At 62.0% G+C, this 19,215-nt stretch carries 13 protein-coding genes, 1 tRNA gene and 2 pseudogenes; 13 read left to right on the forward strand and 3 right to left on the reverse strand.

All coding sequences use genetic code 11. The annotated features are described in order from the left end of the window. The first annotated feature begins 44 nt into the window (after positions 1-44). Positions 45-2,048, forward strand: a complete 2,004-nt coding sequence (locus tag RZS28_RS11120) for a peptidoglycan DD-metalloendopeptidase family protein (RefSeq protein WP_407341105.1) — start codon at positions 45-47, stop codon at positions 2,046-2,048. A 115-nt stretch (positions 2,049-2,163) separates the two neighbouring features. On the opposite strand, the gene RZS28_RS11125 is transcribed toward RZS28_RS11120, so the two are convergent. Further along, entirely contained in the window at positions 2,164-2,931 is a 768-nt protein-coding gene (locus RZS28_RS11125) for a DUF6134 family protein (RefSeq protein ID WP_407337828.1), read from the reverse strand. Between the two features lie 310 nt (positions 2,932-3,241). Beyond that, positions 3,242-4,138: a tRNA glutamyl-Q(34) synthetase GluQRS gene (gluQRS, locus tag RZS28_RS11130; RefSeq protein WP_407337829.1), complete on the reverse strand. Its 897-nt coding sequence runs from the start codon at positions 4,136-4,138 to the stop codon at positions 3,242-3,244. A 444-nt stretch (positions 4,139-4,582) separates the two neighbouring features. Here gluQRS and recJ point away from each other — a divergent pair. Together recJ and RZS28_RS11140 are read left to right on the forward strand one after the other, a co-directional pair. Then, positions 4,583-6,408: pseudogene (gene recJ, locus RZS28_RS11135) on the forward strand (single-stranded-DNA-specific exonuclease RecJ). Positions 6,409-6,578: 170 nt separating this feature from the next. After that, positions 6,579-6,654, forward strand: a tRNA-Glu gene (locus tag RZS28_RS11140). A gap of 396 nt (positions 6,655-7,050) precedes the next feature. Here the strand turns inward: RZS28_RS11140 and RZS28_RS11145 are convergent. Next, positions 7,051-7,251: a hypothetical protein gene (locus RZS28_RS11145; protein WP_407337830.1), complete on the reverse strand. Its 201-nt coding sequence runs from the start codon at positions 7,249-7,251 to the stop codon at positions 7,051-7,053. A 357-nt stretch (positions 7,252-7,608) separates the two neighbouring features. Here RZS28_RS11145 and RZS28_RS11150 point away from each other — a divergent pair, with 357 nt between their 5' ends. The 10 genes and pseudogenes from RZS28_RS11150 to RZS28_RS11195 all read left to right on the forward strand — a co-directional run bounded on the left by RZS28_RS11150 (position 7,609) and on the right by RZS28_RS11195 (position 19,183). Then, entirely contained in the window at positions 7,609-8,886 is a 1,278-nt protein-coding gene (locus RZS28_RS11150; protein WP_407337831.1) for an integrase arm-type DNA-binding domain-containing protein, read from the forward strand. Between the two features lie 51 nt (positions 8,887-8,937). Continuing rightward, positions 8,938-9,306 carry a type II toxin-antitoxin system RelE/ParE family toxin gene (locus tag RZS28_RS11155; protein ID WP_407341106.1) on the forward strand — a complete coding sequence of 123 codons (369 nt, stop codon included), beginning with the start codon at positions 8,938-8,940 and terminating at the stop codon, positions 9,304-9,306. Position 9,307: 1 nt separating this feature from the next. Next, positions 9,308-9,682, forward strand: coding sequence for an XRE family transcriptional regulator (locus tag RZS28_RS11160; RefSeq protein WP_407337832.1), 375 nt, complete (start codon positions 9,308-9,310; stop codon positions 9,680-9,682). 157 nt (positions 9,683-9,839) lie between these two features. Continuing rightward, positions 9,840-10,061: pseudogene (vsr, locus tag RZS28_RS11165) on the forward strand (DNA mismatch endonuclease Vsr); the annotation flags it as partial. 16 nt (positions 10,062-10,077) lie between these two features. Next, positions 10,078-10,416, forward strand: a complete 339-nt coding sequence (locus tag RZS28_RS11170) for a hypothetical protein (RefSeq protein WP_407341179.1) — start codon at positions 10,078-10,080, stop codon at positions 10,414-10,416. Positions 10,417-10,423: 7 nt separating this feature from the next. Next, on the forward strand, positions 10,424-11,761 hold the full coding sequence (gene dcm / locus RZS28_RS11175) for a DNA (cytosine-5-)-methyltransferase (RefSeq protein ID WP_407337833.1): 1,338 nt from the start codon (positions 10,424-10,426) through the stop codon (positions 11,759-11,761). Continuing rightward, positions 11,751-13,301, forward strand: coding sequence for an ATP-binding protein (locus RZS28_RS11180; protein ID WP_407337834.1), 1,551 nt, complete (start codon positions 11,751-11,753; stop codon positions 13,299-13,301). The genes dcm and RZS28_RS11180 overlap by 11 nt, the downstream gene beginning before the upstream one ends. A 9-nt stretch (positions 13,302-13,310) precedes the next feature. Then, the gene (locus RZS28_RS11185) at positions 13,311-15,530 is read left to right on the forward strand and encodes a Z1 domain-containing protein (protein WP_407337835.1); all 2,220 of its coding nucleotides are present in this window, start codon (positions 13,311-13,313) and stop codon (positions 15,528-15,530) included. Positions 15,531-15,540: 10 nt separating this feature from the next. Further along, on the forward strand, positions 15,541-16,539 hold the full coding sequence (locus RZS28_RS11190; protein WP_407337836.1) for a PD-(D/E)XK motif protein: 999 nt from the start codon (positions 15,541-15,543) through the stop codon (positions 16,537-16,539). A gap of 583 nt (positions 16,540-17,122) precedes the next feature. Next, positions 17,123-19,183: a ParB/RepB/Spo0J family partition protein gene (locus tag RZS28_RS11195; protein ID WP_407337837.1), complete on the forward strand. Its 2,061-nt coding sequence runs from the start codon at positions 17,123-17,125 to the stop codon at positions 19,181-19,183. Positions 19,184-19,215 lie beyond the last annotated feature (32 nt).

Below are 19,215 nucleotides of genomic sequence, written 5' to 3' on the forward strand. Positions count from 1 at the left end.
TCAAAGAGGGGCGCGGTGTCGGGAACCGAAAAATCGCAATGACAATGGATTCGCACTGGCGCGGTTATGAGCACGGCATGGGACCGTGGTCCGCCCGCTTCTTAGGCGCCATCGATCTGGGCCTGGACCCGGCCATAGAAGCCGATGGGGAGCGCCACACGGCCTTCGATAGAAGGCGGATTTCGCTGCGCTGGTTTTGCGGCACGATTCTGACAGGACTTTCCGGCGCGGCGCTCATCGGCGCGGCCATTTATGCGGCGCTTGGCCATCAATCCTATTTCGCCGAGCCGCCCGCACTTTCCCAACGCAAAGAAGTCAATGTGGATTTCGGCGTCAATCCGCGCAAGGCCGACCGGCTGGTCAAGGCGGTCGACATAATTGCGGCGAAGCAGAGCTTTCGCGCGCCGACCGCGATCCGGCAGGGTGATAAGGAGGTGATGAAAGTCCACAGCTTCACCCGCGTCGAAACGACTCTGGTCCTGACGAGCGTCGGCTTCGCCGAGGATGTCCCGCCGTACAATCCCTTGAAGGTCCTGGCCGATGCGCGCAACCCGATCGACGTGGCGCCGGAGCCGGTGCAGGATGACGCCGAGGTCTCGTGGTCGACCCGCGATTTTTCGGGGGACAAGCTGTCGCCGACGATCGGCCTGACGATTGATGAGGTCCAGGCCCAGGTCGCAGAGCATGTCAAGAACACCGCGACAGCCGGCGCGAAGCCGATCGCGCTGCCGCCGCAACTTCTTCTCATGCGGACGAGCCGCACCAATTTCCCGGGCGTGCTCTCTTACGCCAATCCCGCCGAGCCTGTCGCGACGGCGCCTTTTTCCGCGATCGAAGTCCGAATGGTTCCAGAAAATGTGACCAATGTCGAGCGGTCGGGGCAATCGCCGCAGGCGACGCAGATGGAGGAGCGGCTCGTCGTGGTTCGCCACGGTGAGACCCTCGAGGATGTCCTCGCCGCCGCCGGGGTGGCGAAGGACAGGATCAACGCCGTCATCGCCGCCTTTGGCCTCAAGCGCGGCGAAGCGGCCGTTGCGGAAGGCCGCCGCGTCAGGCTGCTTTTCGCTGATCTCGATGGCTCCGGCTCGAATATGACTTTGGCCCGTCTTTCGATCTACTCCGATGAGACATTGGAGACGAATATCGCAATCAATGACAGAGGCGCTTACGTGCGGGTGACGGCGCCGCAGCGCGCCGCGAAAAAGCCGGTCCAGAACGACGACGACGATGATGGCGACGGTATGCGGCTTTACGATTCGCTTTATGAGACCGCGCTGAAGCAGGAGATCCCGCGTCCGGTCATCGATGACCTTGTTCGCGTCTTCGCCAATGACGTTGATTTTCAAAGACCCGTGACCGGCGGCGACTCATTCGAAGCTTTCTATGATGAAAACGAGGAGGGCGACGGGCGCAGCCAGCTCCTCTACGCGGCCATCACCGCGCGCAACGAGACGTTCCACTATTATCGCTTTCAGACGCCTGATGATGGCGTCGTCGATTATTACGATTCAAATGGCCGTTCGACGCGCAAGTTTCTGGTTCGCACGCCGATCGTTTCGGCCAGATTCACCTCGGGATTTGGCATTCGCTTCCATCCCATCCTGGGTTATTCGCGTCCCCACACGGGCGTCGATTGGGCCGCCCCAATCGGCACGCCGATCTTCGCCGCAGGCAATGGCGTGATCATCAAGGCGGGCTGGGATTCAGGCTATGGGCGGCGCGTCGAGATCCAGCACGCGAACGGCTATATCACGACCTATAATCATATGTCTGGCTTTGCGCGCGGCTCCACGGAGGGGGCGCATGTGCGGCAAGGGCAGGTCATTGGCTATCTCGGCCAGACTGGCCTCGCCACCGGTCCGCATCTTCACTATGAGATCATGGTGAACGGGCATTTCGTGGACCCGATGCGCGTCAAGCTCGCCCGCACGCGCGAATTCGACGGCCGCATGCTCGGCGTGTTCAAGCGCGAACGCGATCGTATCGACGGATTGCTCGCCAAGGCCCCAGCCGCCGATCGCGTCGTCGCCGAGCGGCAGGTCAAGTAAGCCTCGGCGAGGCTCCAAACGCGGGCGTCGCCTTTCCTAAGGCGCCAGCGCGCGTCCCTAAGGCGCCAGCCCGCGTTCCGTTCCGAGGCGAATCGCGCTCGAATTCCCCGCGCTTTCAGCGCAAATCCGAGACGATCGTCGAACGGTCGGATCCGAGCAGCTTCATCCGCACCAGAAGGTCGCCGTCGAACCAGACGTCGCGATCGAATTCGCCTGGCGTCTTGTCTGAGATTTTATAGTGATGAGTTTGGCGCTTGACGCCGCGGATGACCAAGGTTTCTTCACCGGCGTCCTTGACCTTGATCGACAGGCGCTTGCCATTGTCGGTTTGGAAAAGGTCGGATCGGTTGACCACATCCCTGCTCCAGAGGCTCGCGGGAGCAAAAGCCTTGCCGATGTCGCTCTTCTTGCCATCGACGATCAGGCTCAGCTTGTCGGGCGAGCTCCCCGGCCCGACCTCGACCGTATGCTTTGTCCCATTGTCGTCGGTCTGTGATTTGTAGCTGACCAGCTGACCGCTTTTCCAAATTTCGGTGGAGGCATGCTCATAACGATAGGCTTCGATGAACATCACTTTGACCGAGATGCTGGTGGCGAGCTTCACTGTCGTCACATCGTTCTGACGATCGATGTCTATCGTCGTCGCGCCGATCTTGTCGCCTTCCCGATCAACCTCGAAAACCTCGTGAATCTTGATTGGCGCAGGCGGGGTGTCGACGCGGGGGGAGGGCGTATCGACGCGGGGGGCGTCCTGGCGAGGCGGCGCATCGACGCGCGGGGCCTGTTCGGCGCGCGAGGAGGCTGGCGCGAGAAGAGCCAGAGCCAGGCTCACGAGAGCCGCGGACAAAAATGCAAGCATATTTCCGAGAAATCTCATCATCATCGCCGTCGTTTCCCTGAGAGCGCCAGTCTGCGCGGCAAAAGCGCCGGTTTTGCGCCCTTTCGATTTGCCGCCGCGCTTCTTTCGCCACGCGGCGGGCAGGGCGTTACAGCATGTTCCGAAAAAGTTGACCGACTTTTTCGATCAGAACATGCTCGAACTTATTGATCTGGAGCGCGCTCCAGAGCTTATCGCATTTTTTCCTGTCGCGGAGCCGTTCTCCAAATTGTGGACAGATCCATCGAGAGCGGATCCCGAATACGGCTCGACTTTTTCGATCAGGACGCACTCAATTCTTTAAATTTGAAGCGCTCTAAGGCGCCGTCGCGAGTATGAGCCCCGACGTTAGCTTCTCGCGCGCGGCGGCGGCGGAAAGCCCCTCCTGACGCAAGGCCCGCAAGGATTTCGCCCGCAAGCTCTTCGAGAGCTTCTGTCCCGAAGCGTCGCGCAAGAGCGGGTGATGATGGTATGAGGGCGCGGGAAGGTCGAGCAGAACCTGCAGCAAGCGATGTAGGCTCGTCGCCATGAACAGATCTTCGCCGCGAACGACGTCGGTCGCCCCTTGCAGCGCATCGTCGAACACGACCGCGATATGATAGCTCGTCGGGATGTCCTTTCGCGACAGCACCGCATCGCCCCAGAGGCCGGGCTCGGCGGCGACGTCGCGCCCTTCCATTCCGGCGCCGCTATATTCGCGCCAGCCCAGTCGGAAACCGACGCGGGCGAGCGCCGCCTCCATGTCGATTCGTTGCGCCGCGAGCTGGCCCGCGGCCAGCCGCCGCCGCCTCTCCTCTTGCGAAAGATGCTTGCATGTGCCGGGATAGAGAGGGGAGCCGTCGGGGTCGCGCGGCCAGTCCGGTTTCGAGGCGACGGCGACCATGATCTCGCCGCGCGTGCAGAAGCAAGGGTAGGTCAGTCCCTGCGCTCCGAGCCTGTCGAGGGCGCTTGCATATTCGGCGAAATGCTCCGATTGCCGCCGCACCGGCTCTTCCCAGGCGAGACCCAGCCAGCACAGGTCTTCATAAATGGCCCGCTCGAATTCGGGCCGGCAGCGCTCGATGTCTATATCTTCGATCCTCAGAAGCAGGCGGCCGCCCGTCGCGCGCGCCATCTCGAAATTCAGCAAGGCGGAATAGGCGTGACCGAGGTGCAGATAGCCGTTCGACGATGGCGCGAAGCGGAAAACGCGGTTGCTGAGAGACCGGGTCATGTTTTGGGCTCCGCGGCGGCAAAGGCGTCGGGCTGAATTGCGACTAAGCGATGAGGTTGAGTTGGCGCGAATCGGCGGAGGAAGACATGCGCCTCAATCTCTGCTTGGGCAAATGAAATTGCTTGAGGTCTGGCGCCAGACCCGAACGGGTTTCATGCGTTCAAATGGTTGTGAATATTGTGGATTGTCACAATTCTGGCGAGGCCGGATGGGGCGGAGGGAAATGTATTGCGTAAACTATAGACTGCCGCACGCCACAGCCAAGGAGTCGGCGGACGGCTAGTCTCGATAAATGCATGGGTCGCCGCCAAGATCCCTCGGAAGCTTCCGAGGCGCTCGACCATCGAGATGGACCTATTGGTCAGGATGCAGCGCCGCTGTCTCGTCTCTGCATGCTAAATGTCCGGCTCGTATTCCGCCAAGCCTGCGGCTAGACTCCAGGGCATGAGCGAATCGCCTTCACCCAGCCTGCCGCGCTCCTTTCTTGGCGTCGAACGTTCTGTTCTCGGACGCCCCTGGCGCGATCGGCTCGATGCGGCGGGGCAGGCGAGGGCGCTCGCTATCGCGCAATTGCTTGGCGCCGGCGATCTTCTCGCGCGCGTTCTCGCCGGGCGGGGCGTCATGCCGGACGCTGCTGCAAATCATCTCGACCCGACGCTGCGAAACCTTCTGCCCGACCCCTCGTCCTTGAAGGACATGGAGGCTGCCGCGGCAAGGATCGCTGACGCTGTCGAGCGCGGCGACAAAATCGCGATTTTCGGCGATTACGACGTCGATGGCGCGGCCTCTTCGGCGCTCCTCGCCGATTATTTTTCACAAGCAGGCGCGCCTTGCCTCATTCATATTCCAGATCGGATCTTCGAAGGCTATGGGCCCAATGTCGAAGCGATCCGAAGCCTCTCCGAGGCCGGCGCGAAACTCCTGATTACAGTCGATTGTGGAACGACCAGCCATGCGCCCTTGGCCGAGGCGCGCCGGCTCGGCCTCGACCCGATCGTGCTTGACCATCATCAGGCGCCTGAACTTTTGCCCGAGGCCATTATCGTCAATCCGAATCGGCAGGACGATCTCTCCGGCCTTGGCCAGCTTTGCGCGGCGGGCGTCGTCTTCATGACGCTGATCGCGGTGAACCGCGTCCTGCGCGCGCGCGGCTTCTTTTCCGTCGCGCGGCCGCAGCCCGATCTTCTTTTAGGGCTCGATCTCGTGGCGCTCGCGACGATCGCCGATGTCGCGCCGCTGACCGGCCTCAACCGCGCCTTCGTCGCCAAGGGGCTTTCCCTCATGCGCGCGCGGGAGCGTCCCGGGTTGAAGGCTTTGTTCGACGTTGCGGGCGCGGACGGGCCGCCGCGCCCCTATCACCTTGGTTTCCTGATTGGGCCGCGCATCAACGCTGGCGGACGGATCGGCGACGCCGCGCTCGGCGCGAGGCTGTTGAGCCTCGCCGATCCGATCGAGGCGCGGCGCATCGCCGAAGAGCTTGATCGCCTCAATCGCGAACGGCAGGAAATGGAGCGCGCGACGCTCGAGGAGGCGGAAGCCGAAGCGCTGGCGAGCATAGGCCTCAGCGAGGCCGGCGCCGTGGTTGTCGCCGCGGCGGAGGGCTGGCATCAGGGGCATTGTCGGGCTCGTCGCCTCGCGCCTCAAGGACAAGTTCAGGCGGCCGGCCTTTGCGATCGCGCTCGGCGCCGACGGAGCCGGAACCGGCTCGGGCCGCTCGATTTCCGGCGTCGATCTCGGCCGCGTGGTGCGCGCGGCCGTCGAAGCTGGCGTTCTCGTCAAGGGCGGCGGACATGCGATGGCGGCGGGCGTCACGATTTCACGCTCGCGGATGGCCGATTTTCGCAGCTTTCTGGAAGAATCTCGCCGCGCAGGTGGCGGCGAGCCGCGCGGGGAATCCTGCTGATCGATGCCGCGCTGACCGCATCGGCGGCGAGCCCGGATCTCATGGCCGCTCTGGAGCGGGCGGGCCCTATGGCGCTGGCAATGCCGAGCCGGTCTTCGCCTTGCCCGCGCATCGGCTCGTCGACGTCGCCGACGTCGGCAATGGACATGTGCGGCTCAAGGCGCAAGCCGGCGACGGTGCCAAGATCGAGGGGATTGCATTTCGCGCCGCCTCCGAGCCGCTCGGGCGCGCGAGCGCGCTTCACGCCGGCCGCGGCGCCATGGTGCATCTTGCCGGAACCCTCGCGCTGGACCATTGGGGCGGGAGGGATCGCGTGCAGCTGCGGCTCGTCGATCTCGCGCCGGCCGCCGGGCCGCGCAGCTTGTAAGCGCCGTTCGCGATCCGCCGATTTGACCCTCTACGGGCTTGCTCCGCGTGAGCGCAGGCGGGCCGCGCATTCCGATTGGCGATTCTCGAACTTGCCAGTCCCGCCGACGCCCTTTATATGTCCGCGCGGCTGAGCGAATATTGCAGCGAACCTAATCCTCGCCAGTTTCCGCGCCCATCGTCTAGCGGTCTAGGACGTCGCCCTTTCACGGCGAAAACAGGGGTTCGATTCCCCTTGGGCGCGCCAGTGAAATCAATGCCTTAGCTTGATTATGGCCGGCGTCTCACACAAGCGCTTCCGGCAGTTTGGAGCGAATGAGGCGATAGACCGCGATCCGGCGCGATGAACGTTCCAGCTCGATTGGCGCCAGCGTCTGAAGCAAACAGCGTCTTTGCATTACTCGTAGCCAGGAGGCCATGCGCTGGCGCTTTCGCGCTACGCGTGACTTGACGGGCAACCGGCTTCCCTACTGCTGTCTCTCCTCGCACCGTGGCGCCCGTGATCCACACGGCTCCAGTTGGCGAACACGAGCTCCCCTTGATGCGCTGAGGCTTCGCTCTACCACGTCTCGAGTACCGCCTTCGCTAGAAGGTCGTGGCGATACTGTTCACGCGTGAGGTGGCGTGGCTGCGCCTTGAGAGCCTATGCCTCAAAACGGGCTCTTGCGAAGTATCGCCAGCTCTTCTTCGAGAAGCGGCTTTGGAAGTTCGAAAAGTCGAAGAGTTCATAAAGCGGGGCCAAAATGGCGAACACCAACTCGGGAAGAGCATCGGGTAGCGCGGATACTGCTACGCTCTTGTTCGCTTCATAGGCGTCCCGCGTAGTTGAGCGATGCTTGGTCATGGCTTTCATTCTCCGAAAGCCCAAGACAGGGTGTCAATCTCGATCCCTCAATCCGTCTAGGCGGGGAAGCAAAAACGGCCCCGAAGGGCCGCTTTTATCTGCTTGAAATCTCTGAGAGATTTTGGAGCGGGCGAAGGGATTCGAACCCTCGACCCCAACCTTGGCAAGGTCCATATTCATCAACGCCCCAACACTCTCCGCCTCTCTGTATCGCTATAAAACAATAACTTAAACAGATTTCTCTGCGCTCAACCCCGACCGATCCGCACCTCGTTTGCGCCAGACTGCTTACATAGTGCTTACATTTTTTTGCGAGCCTGATAATGTAAGCAGATCGATTGCAGAGAGGAAGGCGTCATGAGCGGGAGGTTGACCAAGACGGCGGTCGAAGGCCTGACGCCGCCGGACAAGCAGGGCGAACAGGGCTTCCTTTGGGATGGCGAATTGAAGGGCTTCGGCGTCCGGGTCATTCACTCCGGCCTGAAGACCTTCATCCTTCAGTACCGAGATGCCGACGGCCGGACCCGCCGGATCAAGCTCGGGCGCTTCGGCGCGATCACGGTTGAGAACGCGCGCGATCTCGCCAAGGTGAAATTCGGCGAACTGGCCAAGGGTAATGATCCGGCGAAGAAGCCCGACACACGGAGGAAAACGACCGTGGCGGCGCTGTGCGACTGGTATCTTGAGGAAGCCAAGGCCGGCCGCATTCTCGGGCGCCGGAACCGGCCGATCAAAGCCTCGACGCTCGCGATGGACAAGAGTCGGATCGAAACCCACATCAAGCCGCTCTTGGGCAAAGCGCTGGTCCACACCCTCAAGATCGCCGACATCGAGCGCATGCAGTCGGACATCGTCGGGGGGAAAACGGCCAAGCCGCGCGGCGAGGGTCGAGGCGGCGCGACCACCGGGGGACCCGGTGTCGCTGCGCGCACCGTGTCGACGTTGCAAAGCATCCTCGGGCACGCAACACGCCTCGATCGCATCGAAGCTCATCCGAGCAAGGGCGCTCGGAAACTGGCCGGGAAGAAGAAGAACCGGCGTTTGAGCGTTCCCGAAATCGTGAAGCTCGGCCAGGCGATGCGTCATGCGGCGCTCAGGGAAACCGAAAGCTCCATCGCGCTCGCCATCGTGCAACTGCTGCTTCTGACCGGGTTTCGGATCTCCGAGGGGCAAAACCTCGAACGTGAATGGGTCTCCGCCGCGGAAGGCTATGTGGGCTTTCCCGACACCAAGGGCGACGCCCAGGTCAGGGCAATTGGCCCCTCTGCCGTGAAGCTGATCGCACAGCAGCCGGTGCGCGTGAATTCGCCTTATGTCTTCCCGTCTGAGGTCGGCGAGGGGCATTACACCGCCGGCAAGGCTTGCCTGGAGCGGTTGTGCGCATCGGTCGGTATTGAAGGCATCACGCCCCACACGTTGCGGCACACGTTCGCGAGCGTCGCGGGAGACCTGGGCTTCTCGGAACTGACCATTCGGGCCTTGCTCGGGCACGGTTCTCAGAGCGTGACCCAGGACTACATCCACATCGACGAGGCGCTGAAGTTGGCCACGGCTCGCACATGCGAGGAAATCGCGTCGCTGCTGGACAAGGGGGAATCGGCCAAGGCCGGCGCCTCTCCCAAGAAGGCCGCTTGACCTTGGGGAAGCGACATTGTCTTGACCAGACATAGCTTGGAAGCTATACAGATGACGTGGGGTGTTGCTTTCCACGATGAGTTCGTCCCGGAGTTCAAGGCGTTCGAGGCGTCTGTCCAGGATGGCTTGCTCGCCGTTGCCAAGCTGTTGGCCGACTATGGCCCCCAGCTTGGCCGGCCGCATGCCGATACGCTCAAAGGGTCAAAGCACGCCAACATGAAGGAGCTGCGGTTCGAGGGAGCAGACGGCGAATGGCGCGCTGCGTTCGCTTTCGATCCAGAGCGACGGGCGATTTTGCTGGTGGCGGGCGACAAGTCCGGCGGAAGTCAGAAGCGCTTTTATCGTCAGCTTATCGCCAAGGCCGATTCCCGGTTCTCCACTCATGTGGAGGGCCTGAAGGCTGGAAAGAGGAAGGTGTGAAATGGCCAGGAGCCTGAACGACATGCTCGCCGAGCTTCCGCCTGAGCGCCAGGCGGGGGTGGAGGCACGTTACCAGGAACTCAAGAGGGAGATCGAAGGCCTGCGGGAGCTTCGGCAGATCGCCGGAAAGGCCCAGCTCGAAATCGCTGAGGCGCTGAACATCAAACAGCCGTCCGTGTCGAAAATCGAGAAGCAGGCCGACATGTATCTCTCGACGTTGCGCAGCTATGTCGAAGCCGTCGGAGGCAAATTGGAACTGGTCGTAAAGCTGCCCCACCATCCGGTATTACACCTCCAACATCTGGGTGATGCGCTGACCGACGAGACGCAGCCTGCGCCCACACCGCGCGTCCGCCGCCGCATCACCGCATCCTGATCGCTCTCGCGGCTACGCCGAACCATCCGTGCCTGCTGCACTCCACCTAAGCTCGTCGGATCGCGCGCCTGTGTCCCACCCAAGCCAATTCCCTGACGTTCCGGACGTCGTTCGCCGTCGAATGTCATTGGTTAGGAAGACTGACACAAAGCCGGAAATGCTCGTCCGGCGGTTGGCCCACGGCCTCGGTTACCGGTTTCGGCTCCATCGCCGCGACCTGCCGGGAACGCCGGACATCATCTTTCCCCGCTTCAAAAAAGTGATCTTTGTGCATGGCTGCTTCTGGCATCGGCACGACTGCCGCTTGGGAGGCCGGCTGCCCACAACCCGACCAGAATACTGGCTGCCGAAGCTGGCCCGGAATGTTGAGCGCGATCGGATAGCCGAAGCTGAGCTTGCTCGTCTGGGGTGGTCCGTCCTCGTCATTTGGGAGTGTGAAACGCGGAACGCCGCCGCTCTTCAGGATCGCCTTCGGTCATGGCTCGAGCCCACAAACCGAGCTCGACAAGCTGATGCCGCTGGTGCAAGATGGTGCGAAGGGGTGCATCATGGTGAAGGCGTCGCAGCAGAAACGGTTCACGGTCTCGATCGATCAGGTCGACTATGATGCGTTGCGCGCGCTTGCCGAGGCCCAGAAGCCCCCGCTGAACCTTCAATATCTCTTACGCCTCGCGGTGAAGAACCTGCTTGAGCAGCATGCGGCGAAGCAACTTAGCTTCCCGCTGGACCGGTAGCTCAGCAATGGCGCCACTGCGCTTCATCGACCTGTTCGCGGGCTTGGGTGGATTCCATCAGGCACTGACCCGCTTGGGCCACGAATGCGTTTTCGCATCGGAACTCGATCCAGCCCTTGCCGAACTCTACGAACTCAACTTTGGCGTAAAGCCCGCCGGCGACATCCGTGGCGCCTACTCTAAGGTTCCTCCCCACGACATCCTTTGCGCCGGCTTTCCTTGCCAGCCGTTTTCCAAGGCGGGCGATCAGCTTGGCTTTGAATGCCCCCAATGGGGTGATTTATTTGAGTACGTCGTCAAGATTCTCAAGAAACACAAGCCCGCGTATCTACTGATTGAAAACGTGCCGAACCTTATGCGCCACGACGACGGCAAAACGTGGCGAAACATCGAGAATCGCCTTCGTTCCCTCGGTTATGCGATCGACTCGGCCAAATTGTCTCCACACCTGTTTGGCGTGCCACAGGTTCGCGAGCGCGCCATCATCGTTGGCGCGCGCAAGGGGTTAACCGATTTCACGTGGCCGTCGCCCACTCACAAGCAAGACGAGCTCGACATCCGGACCGTGCTTGATAAGAACCCCAAGGATGCTCGCTCGCTCGGGCCGCAATTCATCCGCTACCTCGAGGCTTGGCAATCGTTGCTCGACGCCCTGCCTGTAGACGCCGACCTTCCCTCATTCCCTATCTGGGCGATGGAATTCGGCGCAACTTACCCGATCCTCGCTGCCACGCCCGTTCATCGGGGCTTATCGAGCATTCGACGCTATCGTGGGGCCTTTGGCGTTCCGTTGAAAGGGATGTCTGACAAAGAGGTTCTGGCTCAATTGCCGTCATACGCACGTGACGACGCCGAGGTCTTTCCAAAGTGGAAAATAGACTTCATCCGCCAGAATCGGGCCTTCTATCGTATGCATAGAAAGATAATCGATCCCTGGTTACCGTCAATTCAGACTTTCGCTCCCAGCTTTCAAAAGCTGGAATGGAATTGGAAGGGCGGCCCGCGGGATCTGTGGAACACGATCATCCAATTCCGAGCTTCCGGAATTCGCGCGAAACGCACGTCGGCGGCGCCATCCCTTGTCGCCCTAACGACCAGCCAAGTTCCCGTCATCCCATGGGAGCGCCGCTATATGACCATGCGCGAGTGCGCGCGGCTGCAAAGCATGGGCGATCTGAAGAACCTGCCAGGCAGCCAGGGCGCGGCTCATAAAGCGCTCGGCAACGCCGTGAATGTCGATGTTATCGCCGCGGTCGCCGGTGCGCTTATCGTTGGCGGACACGACAAGCCCAACGCTGTCCGACGCGGCGGAGCCGCCAACGTAGAAGACCATCTTGCCGCATGAGACTCCCGCCCCGCCGATCGCGGCTGTCCCCATTCGCCCGGGGGTCAGCGTCTTATCGATTCTTCGACACCTCAACTACAAGACCTGGTTCGCGCTGGCCGAGTTCGTGGACAACGCGGTGCAGAGCTATTTTGCAAACCGAGTTCAGCTTGAGGCCTTGCACGGTCCCGGCTTTCGACTATCCGTCTGTATTGACGTCGAGGCGACGGCCCCTGCGCGTCTTACCATCCGTGACAATGCAGCCGGCATAGCCCGCGCCGATTTCCCCCGTGCATTCCGGCCTGCCGCCATCCCACCCGATCGAACCGGACTTTCCGAGTTTGGCATGGGGATGAAGAGTGCCGCGTGTTGGTTCGCGCCACGTTGGTCTGTCCGGACGAAAGCTTTAGGCGAGATGGTAGAGAGGACCATCCGCTTCGATGTCGCCACGATCGTTCGAGATCAGTTGGAGGAATTGGAGATAGGAGAGGCGGCTGCGCAGGAGAGTGCGCATTTCACCGAGGTGGTGCTTGAGGAACCTTATCATCTGCCGGTCGGCCGGACCGTCGCCAAGATCAAGGATCACCTAACCGACATCTACCGCGTATATCTGCGTGATGGACTGCTTGAGCTTCGGTTCAACGGCGAGCCGCTGGAATACATCGCGCCTCGACTCCTCACTGCTCCCTTCGCGCGCGACCTCAGCGGACCAACCCGGGAATGGCGCAGGGAAATTCAGTTCGATCTGGGCGGCGGGCTTTCAGCTCGTGGCTTCGCTGGCCTGATGGACCCAATGAACACCGCACGGTCTGGTTTCGCGCTATTCCGACGGGGACGGCTGATCGAAGGTAGCGGCGATGAGGGATATCGGCCCGCGCTGATATTTGGCCAAGCCGGCAGCTTCAGATGGCGGCGCCTGTTTGGTGAGCTTCATCTCGAAGGCTTCGAGGTTAGCCACACCAAGGACGGATTTCGCTGGGATGAGAACGAGCAGCCGTTCCTCGAGTTGCTGAAGGACGAGTTGGACGACGAGGCGCTCCCCTTGTTACGTCAGGCCGATTTGTACCGCGTGCAGGCTGCACGGAACGAAGTAGCCGAGGCGGCGCAACGAGCTATCACCCGAGCCGTCGAGGTCATGCAGGCGACGTTGCCTGAAGCGCTTCCTCGAGTGGCCGACGAACCTCCCGTCGAAACCGATACCGCTCCGCTGGCGCTTGAACCGACGTTGGCCACGCGTGAGCTCAGGATCAACTTTCGCGATCAGACTTGGATCATCCGCATCGAGTTGAGCAACGACCCGGCGCAGGGCGAATGGCTTTCGGTGAGCGATCAGGTGGCCGTCAATGGTGGGCCGCAGGTCGTCGAAATTCGCCTATCCATGGCGCACCCCTTCATGGTGAGCTTCGCGCAGTTTGACCCCGACGACATAGAACCGTTGCTTCGCGTGGCGGCTGGCCTCGCCTTGGCAGAGAAACTCGCACGTGGCGCCGGCGTGCGAATGGCAAAGACCGTCCGGCGAAACCTCAACGAGTTATTGCGGGAAGCTCTTTCCCGCCCATAGGCTGTTTTCATGGCAATTGACCCCGCAGTCGTGATCCCCGTTCCGGAAATCCTACCGCCGGGTGCGAATTGGCAGCCCGCGGTTGGGGAGGAGGCCCGCGACCTCGTCGCTCGCAAGCTCGCTCACGAATCACAGGAAACGCGCGACGCTCTCTTAGAGTCAGCGGCTTCAATTCTGTCGAAGTCAGTCGGTCCTCAGGCCAACGATGGTCGGGAAACTGGCCTAGTCGTGGGTTACGTCCAGAGCGGCAAGACCTTGTCGTTCAGCACCGTGATGGCGCTTGCGCGCGACAACGGTTTCCAACTCGTCATCGTCGTCGCCGGCATCTCAAAGCCGTTGCTCAATCAATCTACCCAAAGGCTTCGCCGCGACCTCCGTATCGACGACGTCGATGGTCCACTGCGTTGGAAGCTCTATACAAACCCAACCGACAACGAAAACAATCGACGCCACATCCAGCAGACCCTGCAAGACTGGCGAGATCCTGACGTGGCCCCGAGCGAGCGCGCAACAGTGCTCGTGACTGTCATGAAGCAGTATCGCCATCTACGCGCGCTCGTGACTCTGCTGCAGCATCTTGATCTCGTTGGCGTCCCGACTCTGATCGTCGACGACGAGGCCGATCAGGCCAGCTTGAATACCCTCGTGGCGCGTGGCCGGCAGAGCACGACTTACCGTCGGCTGTTGGAAATGAGAGACGCGATTCCTAACCACACTTATCTGCAATATACTGCGACCCCTCAGGCTCCGCTGCTCATCAACATTATTGATGCTCTCTCGCCCGGATTTGTCGAGGTGCTGGAACCTGGGGCCGACTATACAGGCGGCCGTATGTTCTTCGATGGCGACAATCGCTTGATCGAGGTTATCGACCCGCAAGACATCTCGACCGACGCCAACCCCCTCACCGATCCGCCGGAGCCCCTCCTGGCGGCGCTTCGGATATTCCTCCTCGGCGTGGCCGCCGGTCAGGCGGAGGGCCGCAGCGCCCGCAACCCCAATCGCTCCATGCTAGTGCATCCTTCCCAACGCACCAATTCACACGCCGAATATAGACAATGGATTGGGGACGTGTTCGACGAGTGGCAGCGTATCCTCGGATTGCCTGATGGGGATGCAGATCGGAACGATCTCGTCGAAGACTTTCAGTCTGCCTATGACAGCTTAGCTGGGACTGTCGAGAATCTGCCCCCATTCGCTGAACTGAGTCGTAGGCTTCCGCGCGCCTTCCGAGATACCAAGATAGAGGAGGTCAACGCACGTGGACGGCAGACGCCGATCATCGATTGGAGCCAGTCTTACGGGTGGATACTCGTTGGTGGTCAAGCGATGGACCGCGGTTTCACCGTCGAAGGTCTGACAGTGACATACATGCCGCGAGGGCCGGGTGTTGGCAATGCGGACACCGTTCAGCAACGGGGCCGTTTCTTTGGCTACAAACGGCGTTATCTTGGCTTCTGCCGCGTTTACCTTGAGTTGGATGCCCTCACTGCGTTCCAGGAATATGTCGAGCATGAGGAATTCATGCGCAGGCAGCTACAGGAGATCCAGCGCAGCGGGCGTCCGTTGCGAGACTGGAAGCGTGCGTTCGTGCTGTCGCCGGATCTCCAGCCCTGTCGGCGCAACGTCCTCCAGCATGAATACGCCCGTGGCGATTATGCGCGGCGATGGTTCTATCCAGGCGTCGCACTCGCGCCCACCGAGGTAATCGATGCAAATCGCAACGCCGTGCAAGCCTTCCTTGCCACGATCCCGCTGGCTGCGGAACCGGATGCCGAGGACCGCGAGTTGGCGCAGCGACACCTTACCTGCCGCGGACTGTCTCTCGCGCAGGTGATCGCCGACCTCATTGTTCCGTTCCGCGTCACCGGTGCGAACGACACGCGCGAATTGATCGGCGTAATGTTGCAGCTATCTGAAGCGTTGCGGACGAACGACGCAGAGGGTTGCTCCGTTTATCATATGAGCCCTGACTATCCCCGTCAGCGCGCCACCGACGAGAATGGCCGCATCAATGAGCTCTTCCAAGGCCCGACCCGGATCGCGGCAGGCGGATATAGCTATCCCGGCGACTCTGCATTCCACGATGAAGATGTCGTCACGGTTCAAATCCATTCGCTCAACCTGCGCCAAGAAGGTCTAGTCGTCGCCGAGCGGGTGCCGGTGATCGCTATATGGTTGCCCGCACACTTCGCGATCGATTGGATCGCTCAGCATCAGCCGACCTGACGGGGCGCTCGTGACGAATGGCATCCCACTCGCTGATCTTCTAGCTTCAGTACAGGCTGGACCGGCTTCACCACGCGACGGCTCCTTCCGAGTCTATCCCATTCCCGGACCATCCAAGCATTACGTCGGCCGCAACGATCTAGGGCAGCCTTGCGTCCTCCTCGGCAGTGATAGCGGCCCAATGCATGCGCCTGTTAGATTGGCGGCGATCGAGGCGCGCTTTGGTGCCATTTGCCAGATCAGGCCAGTCGATGCGGAGCAACGCGAGGAGACGCTAACCACCGTCGTTTGCACCTCGTCCGATCCCCAGGCGCAAATCTACTTCTTGCATGTTTGCGAGACGATAATTCGCATCCTTGGCGCATCGCCGTCGCTCCCCAAGGTGGTCGAGGTAGTCCAGCGTTTGATAGAACTGTTCCGACGACTTACCAAACCAGCGTCCCGATCGGTCATCGGACTTCTAGGCGAGCTTTACCTGATCGGGTGCAGCCGAGGCATCGAGACAACCGTGTCGGCATGGCGAAGCGCCGACATCGACAGGTTCGACTTCTCGGTTGCTGACGTCCGGCTCGACGTGAAGACCAGCGGCGAGAGGATGCGCGCCCATCACCTTTCCGCGGAACAGTGTCATCCTCCCACCGGAACGACAGGCCTGCTCGTATCGATGTTCATTGAAGGTAGCGGCGGAGGAATGTCCCTGATCGAATTGCTCACCCATATCGAGCGACGACTAGCAGGCAACGATGCCCTCATCCTGAAGGTGCAAGAGACCGTCGCGGAGACTCTGGGGGATACCCTTCCAACGTCAATGATGATGCGGTTTGATGATCGACTCGCTCAGTCTTCGCTGCAAATCTATGACCTCAGGTCAATTCCGGCCATTCGAGATGGCATACCAGCAGAGGTAAGCCAGGTTCATTTTCGATCTGACCTATCACGCACTCCTCCATTGAGCGTTGCTCAGGTGAGTGAGATGACAACGATTGGACGGGACATGCTCCCGGCATAGCCCGCGTTGCTCGCATTGGCATCGAACCTTCCATGCTGGTGGCATGGAGCGGCGAGCGAAGATACGACAGGGAGCGCATGTATTCTAGGGCTTGGCCGCAACAGGCGGTCCAACTTCACGCATACTTTGAAGTCGGGATTACGCCGATACGGAAAAACGGATGTCGGGGAAAGCTTTCCCCCTGGTTGGCGCCGCGGTCGCCGACACACCCCCTTCTGCGGGGACACCCCGCAACGCCCCGATATGCACGGGGATCAGGGACACACTATCACCGCCGCCAGACCTTACATTCCTGATCGCACCATCGCCCGGCTCCCGTTGGCGCTCACGCCGGGCCGGTTTCGCTAAGGGCTCCGCCCTCGCGCGGGCAAGGGTGAAGCGCCGGCGAGCCGGCGCCGTCCGGGGCGGTCTCCCCGACCTTCCGCGCGGATACGTCTTTCAGCACTGTCGTAACTCCGGAAATCCGCTTGTGCAGGCCGGGTGATCCCCCTCCGCCCCGGCCGCCCTTGCCCTTGCTACCCCGGTCTCGCCGACGGGCAGGGTTGCAGCGCGCGCTGCAACCCAAGCCCATAGGAGAAAGACCATGACTGACACCGTGAACATCGAAGCCGTCACCGCGAGCGGGACGGAAATCTTCGTGCCGCTGAACAAGCTGAGGAAGTCGCCCCGGAACGCCCGGAAGACGCCGCACAGCGAGGCGCATGTCGAGGCGCTGGCGGCGAGCATCGCCGTGAAGGGGATGCTGCAAAATCTTGTGGTGGAGCCGGAGCAGGACGCGGACGGCGGGCCGACCGGCAGCTATCTCGTCACGATTGGCGAGGGCCGCAGGCTGGCGCAATTGCTGCGCGCCAAGCGCAAGCAGATCAAGAAGACCGAGCCGATCCGCTGCGTTCTCGACACCGAGAACGACCCGCAGGAGATCAGCCTGGACGAGAACGTTACGCGCGAGGCCATGCACCCCGCCGATCAGTTCGAGCGCTTCCGGGAGCTTTCCGAGCGAAAGGGCTGGGGCGCGGAGGAAATCGCTGCGCGCTTCGGCGTGACGCCGCATGTGGTGCGGCAGCGCCTGCGCCTCGGCGCGGTGTCGTCTCGCTTGATGCAGGTCTATCGCGAGGGCGGGTTGAGTCTCGACCAGTTGATGGCCTTCGCCATCGTGGAAGATCACGCCCGGCAGGAGCAGGTTTACGACAACCTCCCCTATAACCGCGATCCTTCGCAAATCCGCCGTGATCTGACCCGTATGCACATCGCCGCGACGGACCGGCGCGTCATCTTCGTTGGGCCGGAAGCCTACGCGGAGGCGGGTGGGATCATCCTGCGCGACCTGTTCACCGAGGATCGCGGCGGCTTCTATGAAGACGTGGCGCTTCTGGACCGGCTGGTCATCGAGAAGCTGGAGCGGGTCGCCGTCGAGGTTCAGGCGGAAGGCTGGAAGTGGACCAGCGTTCACATCGATCATCCCCACGCTCACGGCCTCCGCCGCCTCTATCCGCAGCCGGTGGAGTTGTCGGCAGAGGATGAGGCCGCGCGGGAAGCCGCGCAGGTGGAATACGACGCACTGACCGAGCAGTATGACAGCGCCGAGGACCTTCCCGACGATGTGGATCAGCGCTTCGGAGAGCTTGAGGCCGAGATCGAGCGCATGGACGCCAAGCGCCACGCCTACGATGCCGACGACATCGGGCGCGGCGGCGTGTTCGTGGTGCTGAACCATGACGGGACGGCGCGGATCGAGCGGGGTTTCGTCCGCCCCGAGGACGAAAAGCCCGAGCCGGAAGCGGACGCCGAGGCGGATGAGCAAGGCTATGCCGTCACCGAGGATGGCGAGATCATCGAGGATGGCGACGGGGACCGGGTTTCGGCCTCGGAAACCGAGGACGAAGAAGCGGAGGACGACGGCAAGCCGCTGTCGGACCTTCTCATCCGCGACCTGACCGCTCATCGCACCCTGGGCCTGCGCCTCGCCCTTGGCGAGCAGCCGGACATGGCGTTGCTGGCCGTCATCCATGCGCTGGCCGCGCAGACCTTCTATCGGACGGTGGAAGCGCATTGCCTCGATATCCGCCCGGCGAGCGTAAACCTCGCCAGCCACGCGGACGGCATCGAGGACACGGCGGCGGGCAAGGCGCTGGCGGATCGGCATGCAGCATGGGCGACGGACCTGCCGCGTGACGTAGCAGACCTGTGGGGCTTCATTGTCGGGCTGGATCAGGCGAGCGTCATGGCGCTGTTCGCGCATTGCGCCTCGCTGACCATCAATGCGGTGAAGCAGCCTTGGGAGCGCAAGCCCCGCGCCCATGAGACGGCCGACAAGCTGGCGACGGCCCTGGCCGTCGACATGACGGCGCATTGGACACCCACGGCGCGGACCTATCTCAGCCGCGTCACCAAGGCGCACATCGCTGCCGCCGTGCGTGAGGCGGTCAGTGATGAGGCCGCTGACCGGATCGCGGGGATGAAGAAGCAGCCGATGGCCGAAGCCGCCGAGCAGTTGCTCGCCGGGACCGGCTGGCTACCCTCGCTCATGCGGACGCCGGAACCCGCGTGGCTGGCGGCGGAGCAGCCGGAGGTGCGCGAGGTTGCTGAGGCGGAGGGTGTCCCGCAGGCACAAGACGGCGACCGCTATCCCATCGCCGCCGAGTGAGAGGCGAGCCGGGGCCGCGCAGGCGATCCCGG

It is taken from the genome of Methylocapsa polymorpha (genome assembly GCF_045689225.1).
GTDB lineage: Bacteria > Pseudomonadota > Alphaproteobacteria > Rhizobiales > Beijerinckiaceae > Methylocapsa > Methylocapsa polymorpha.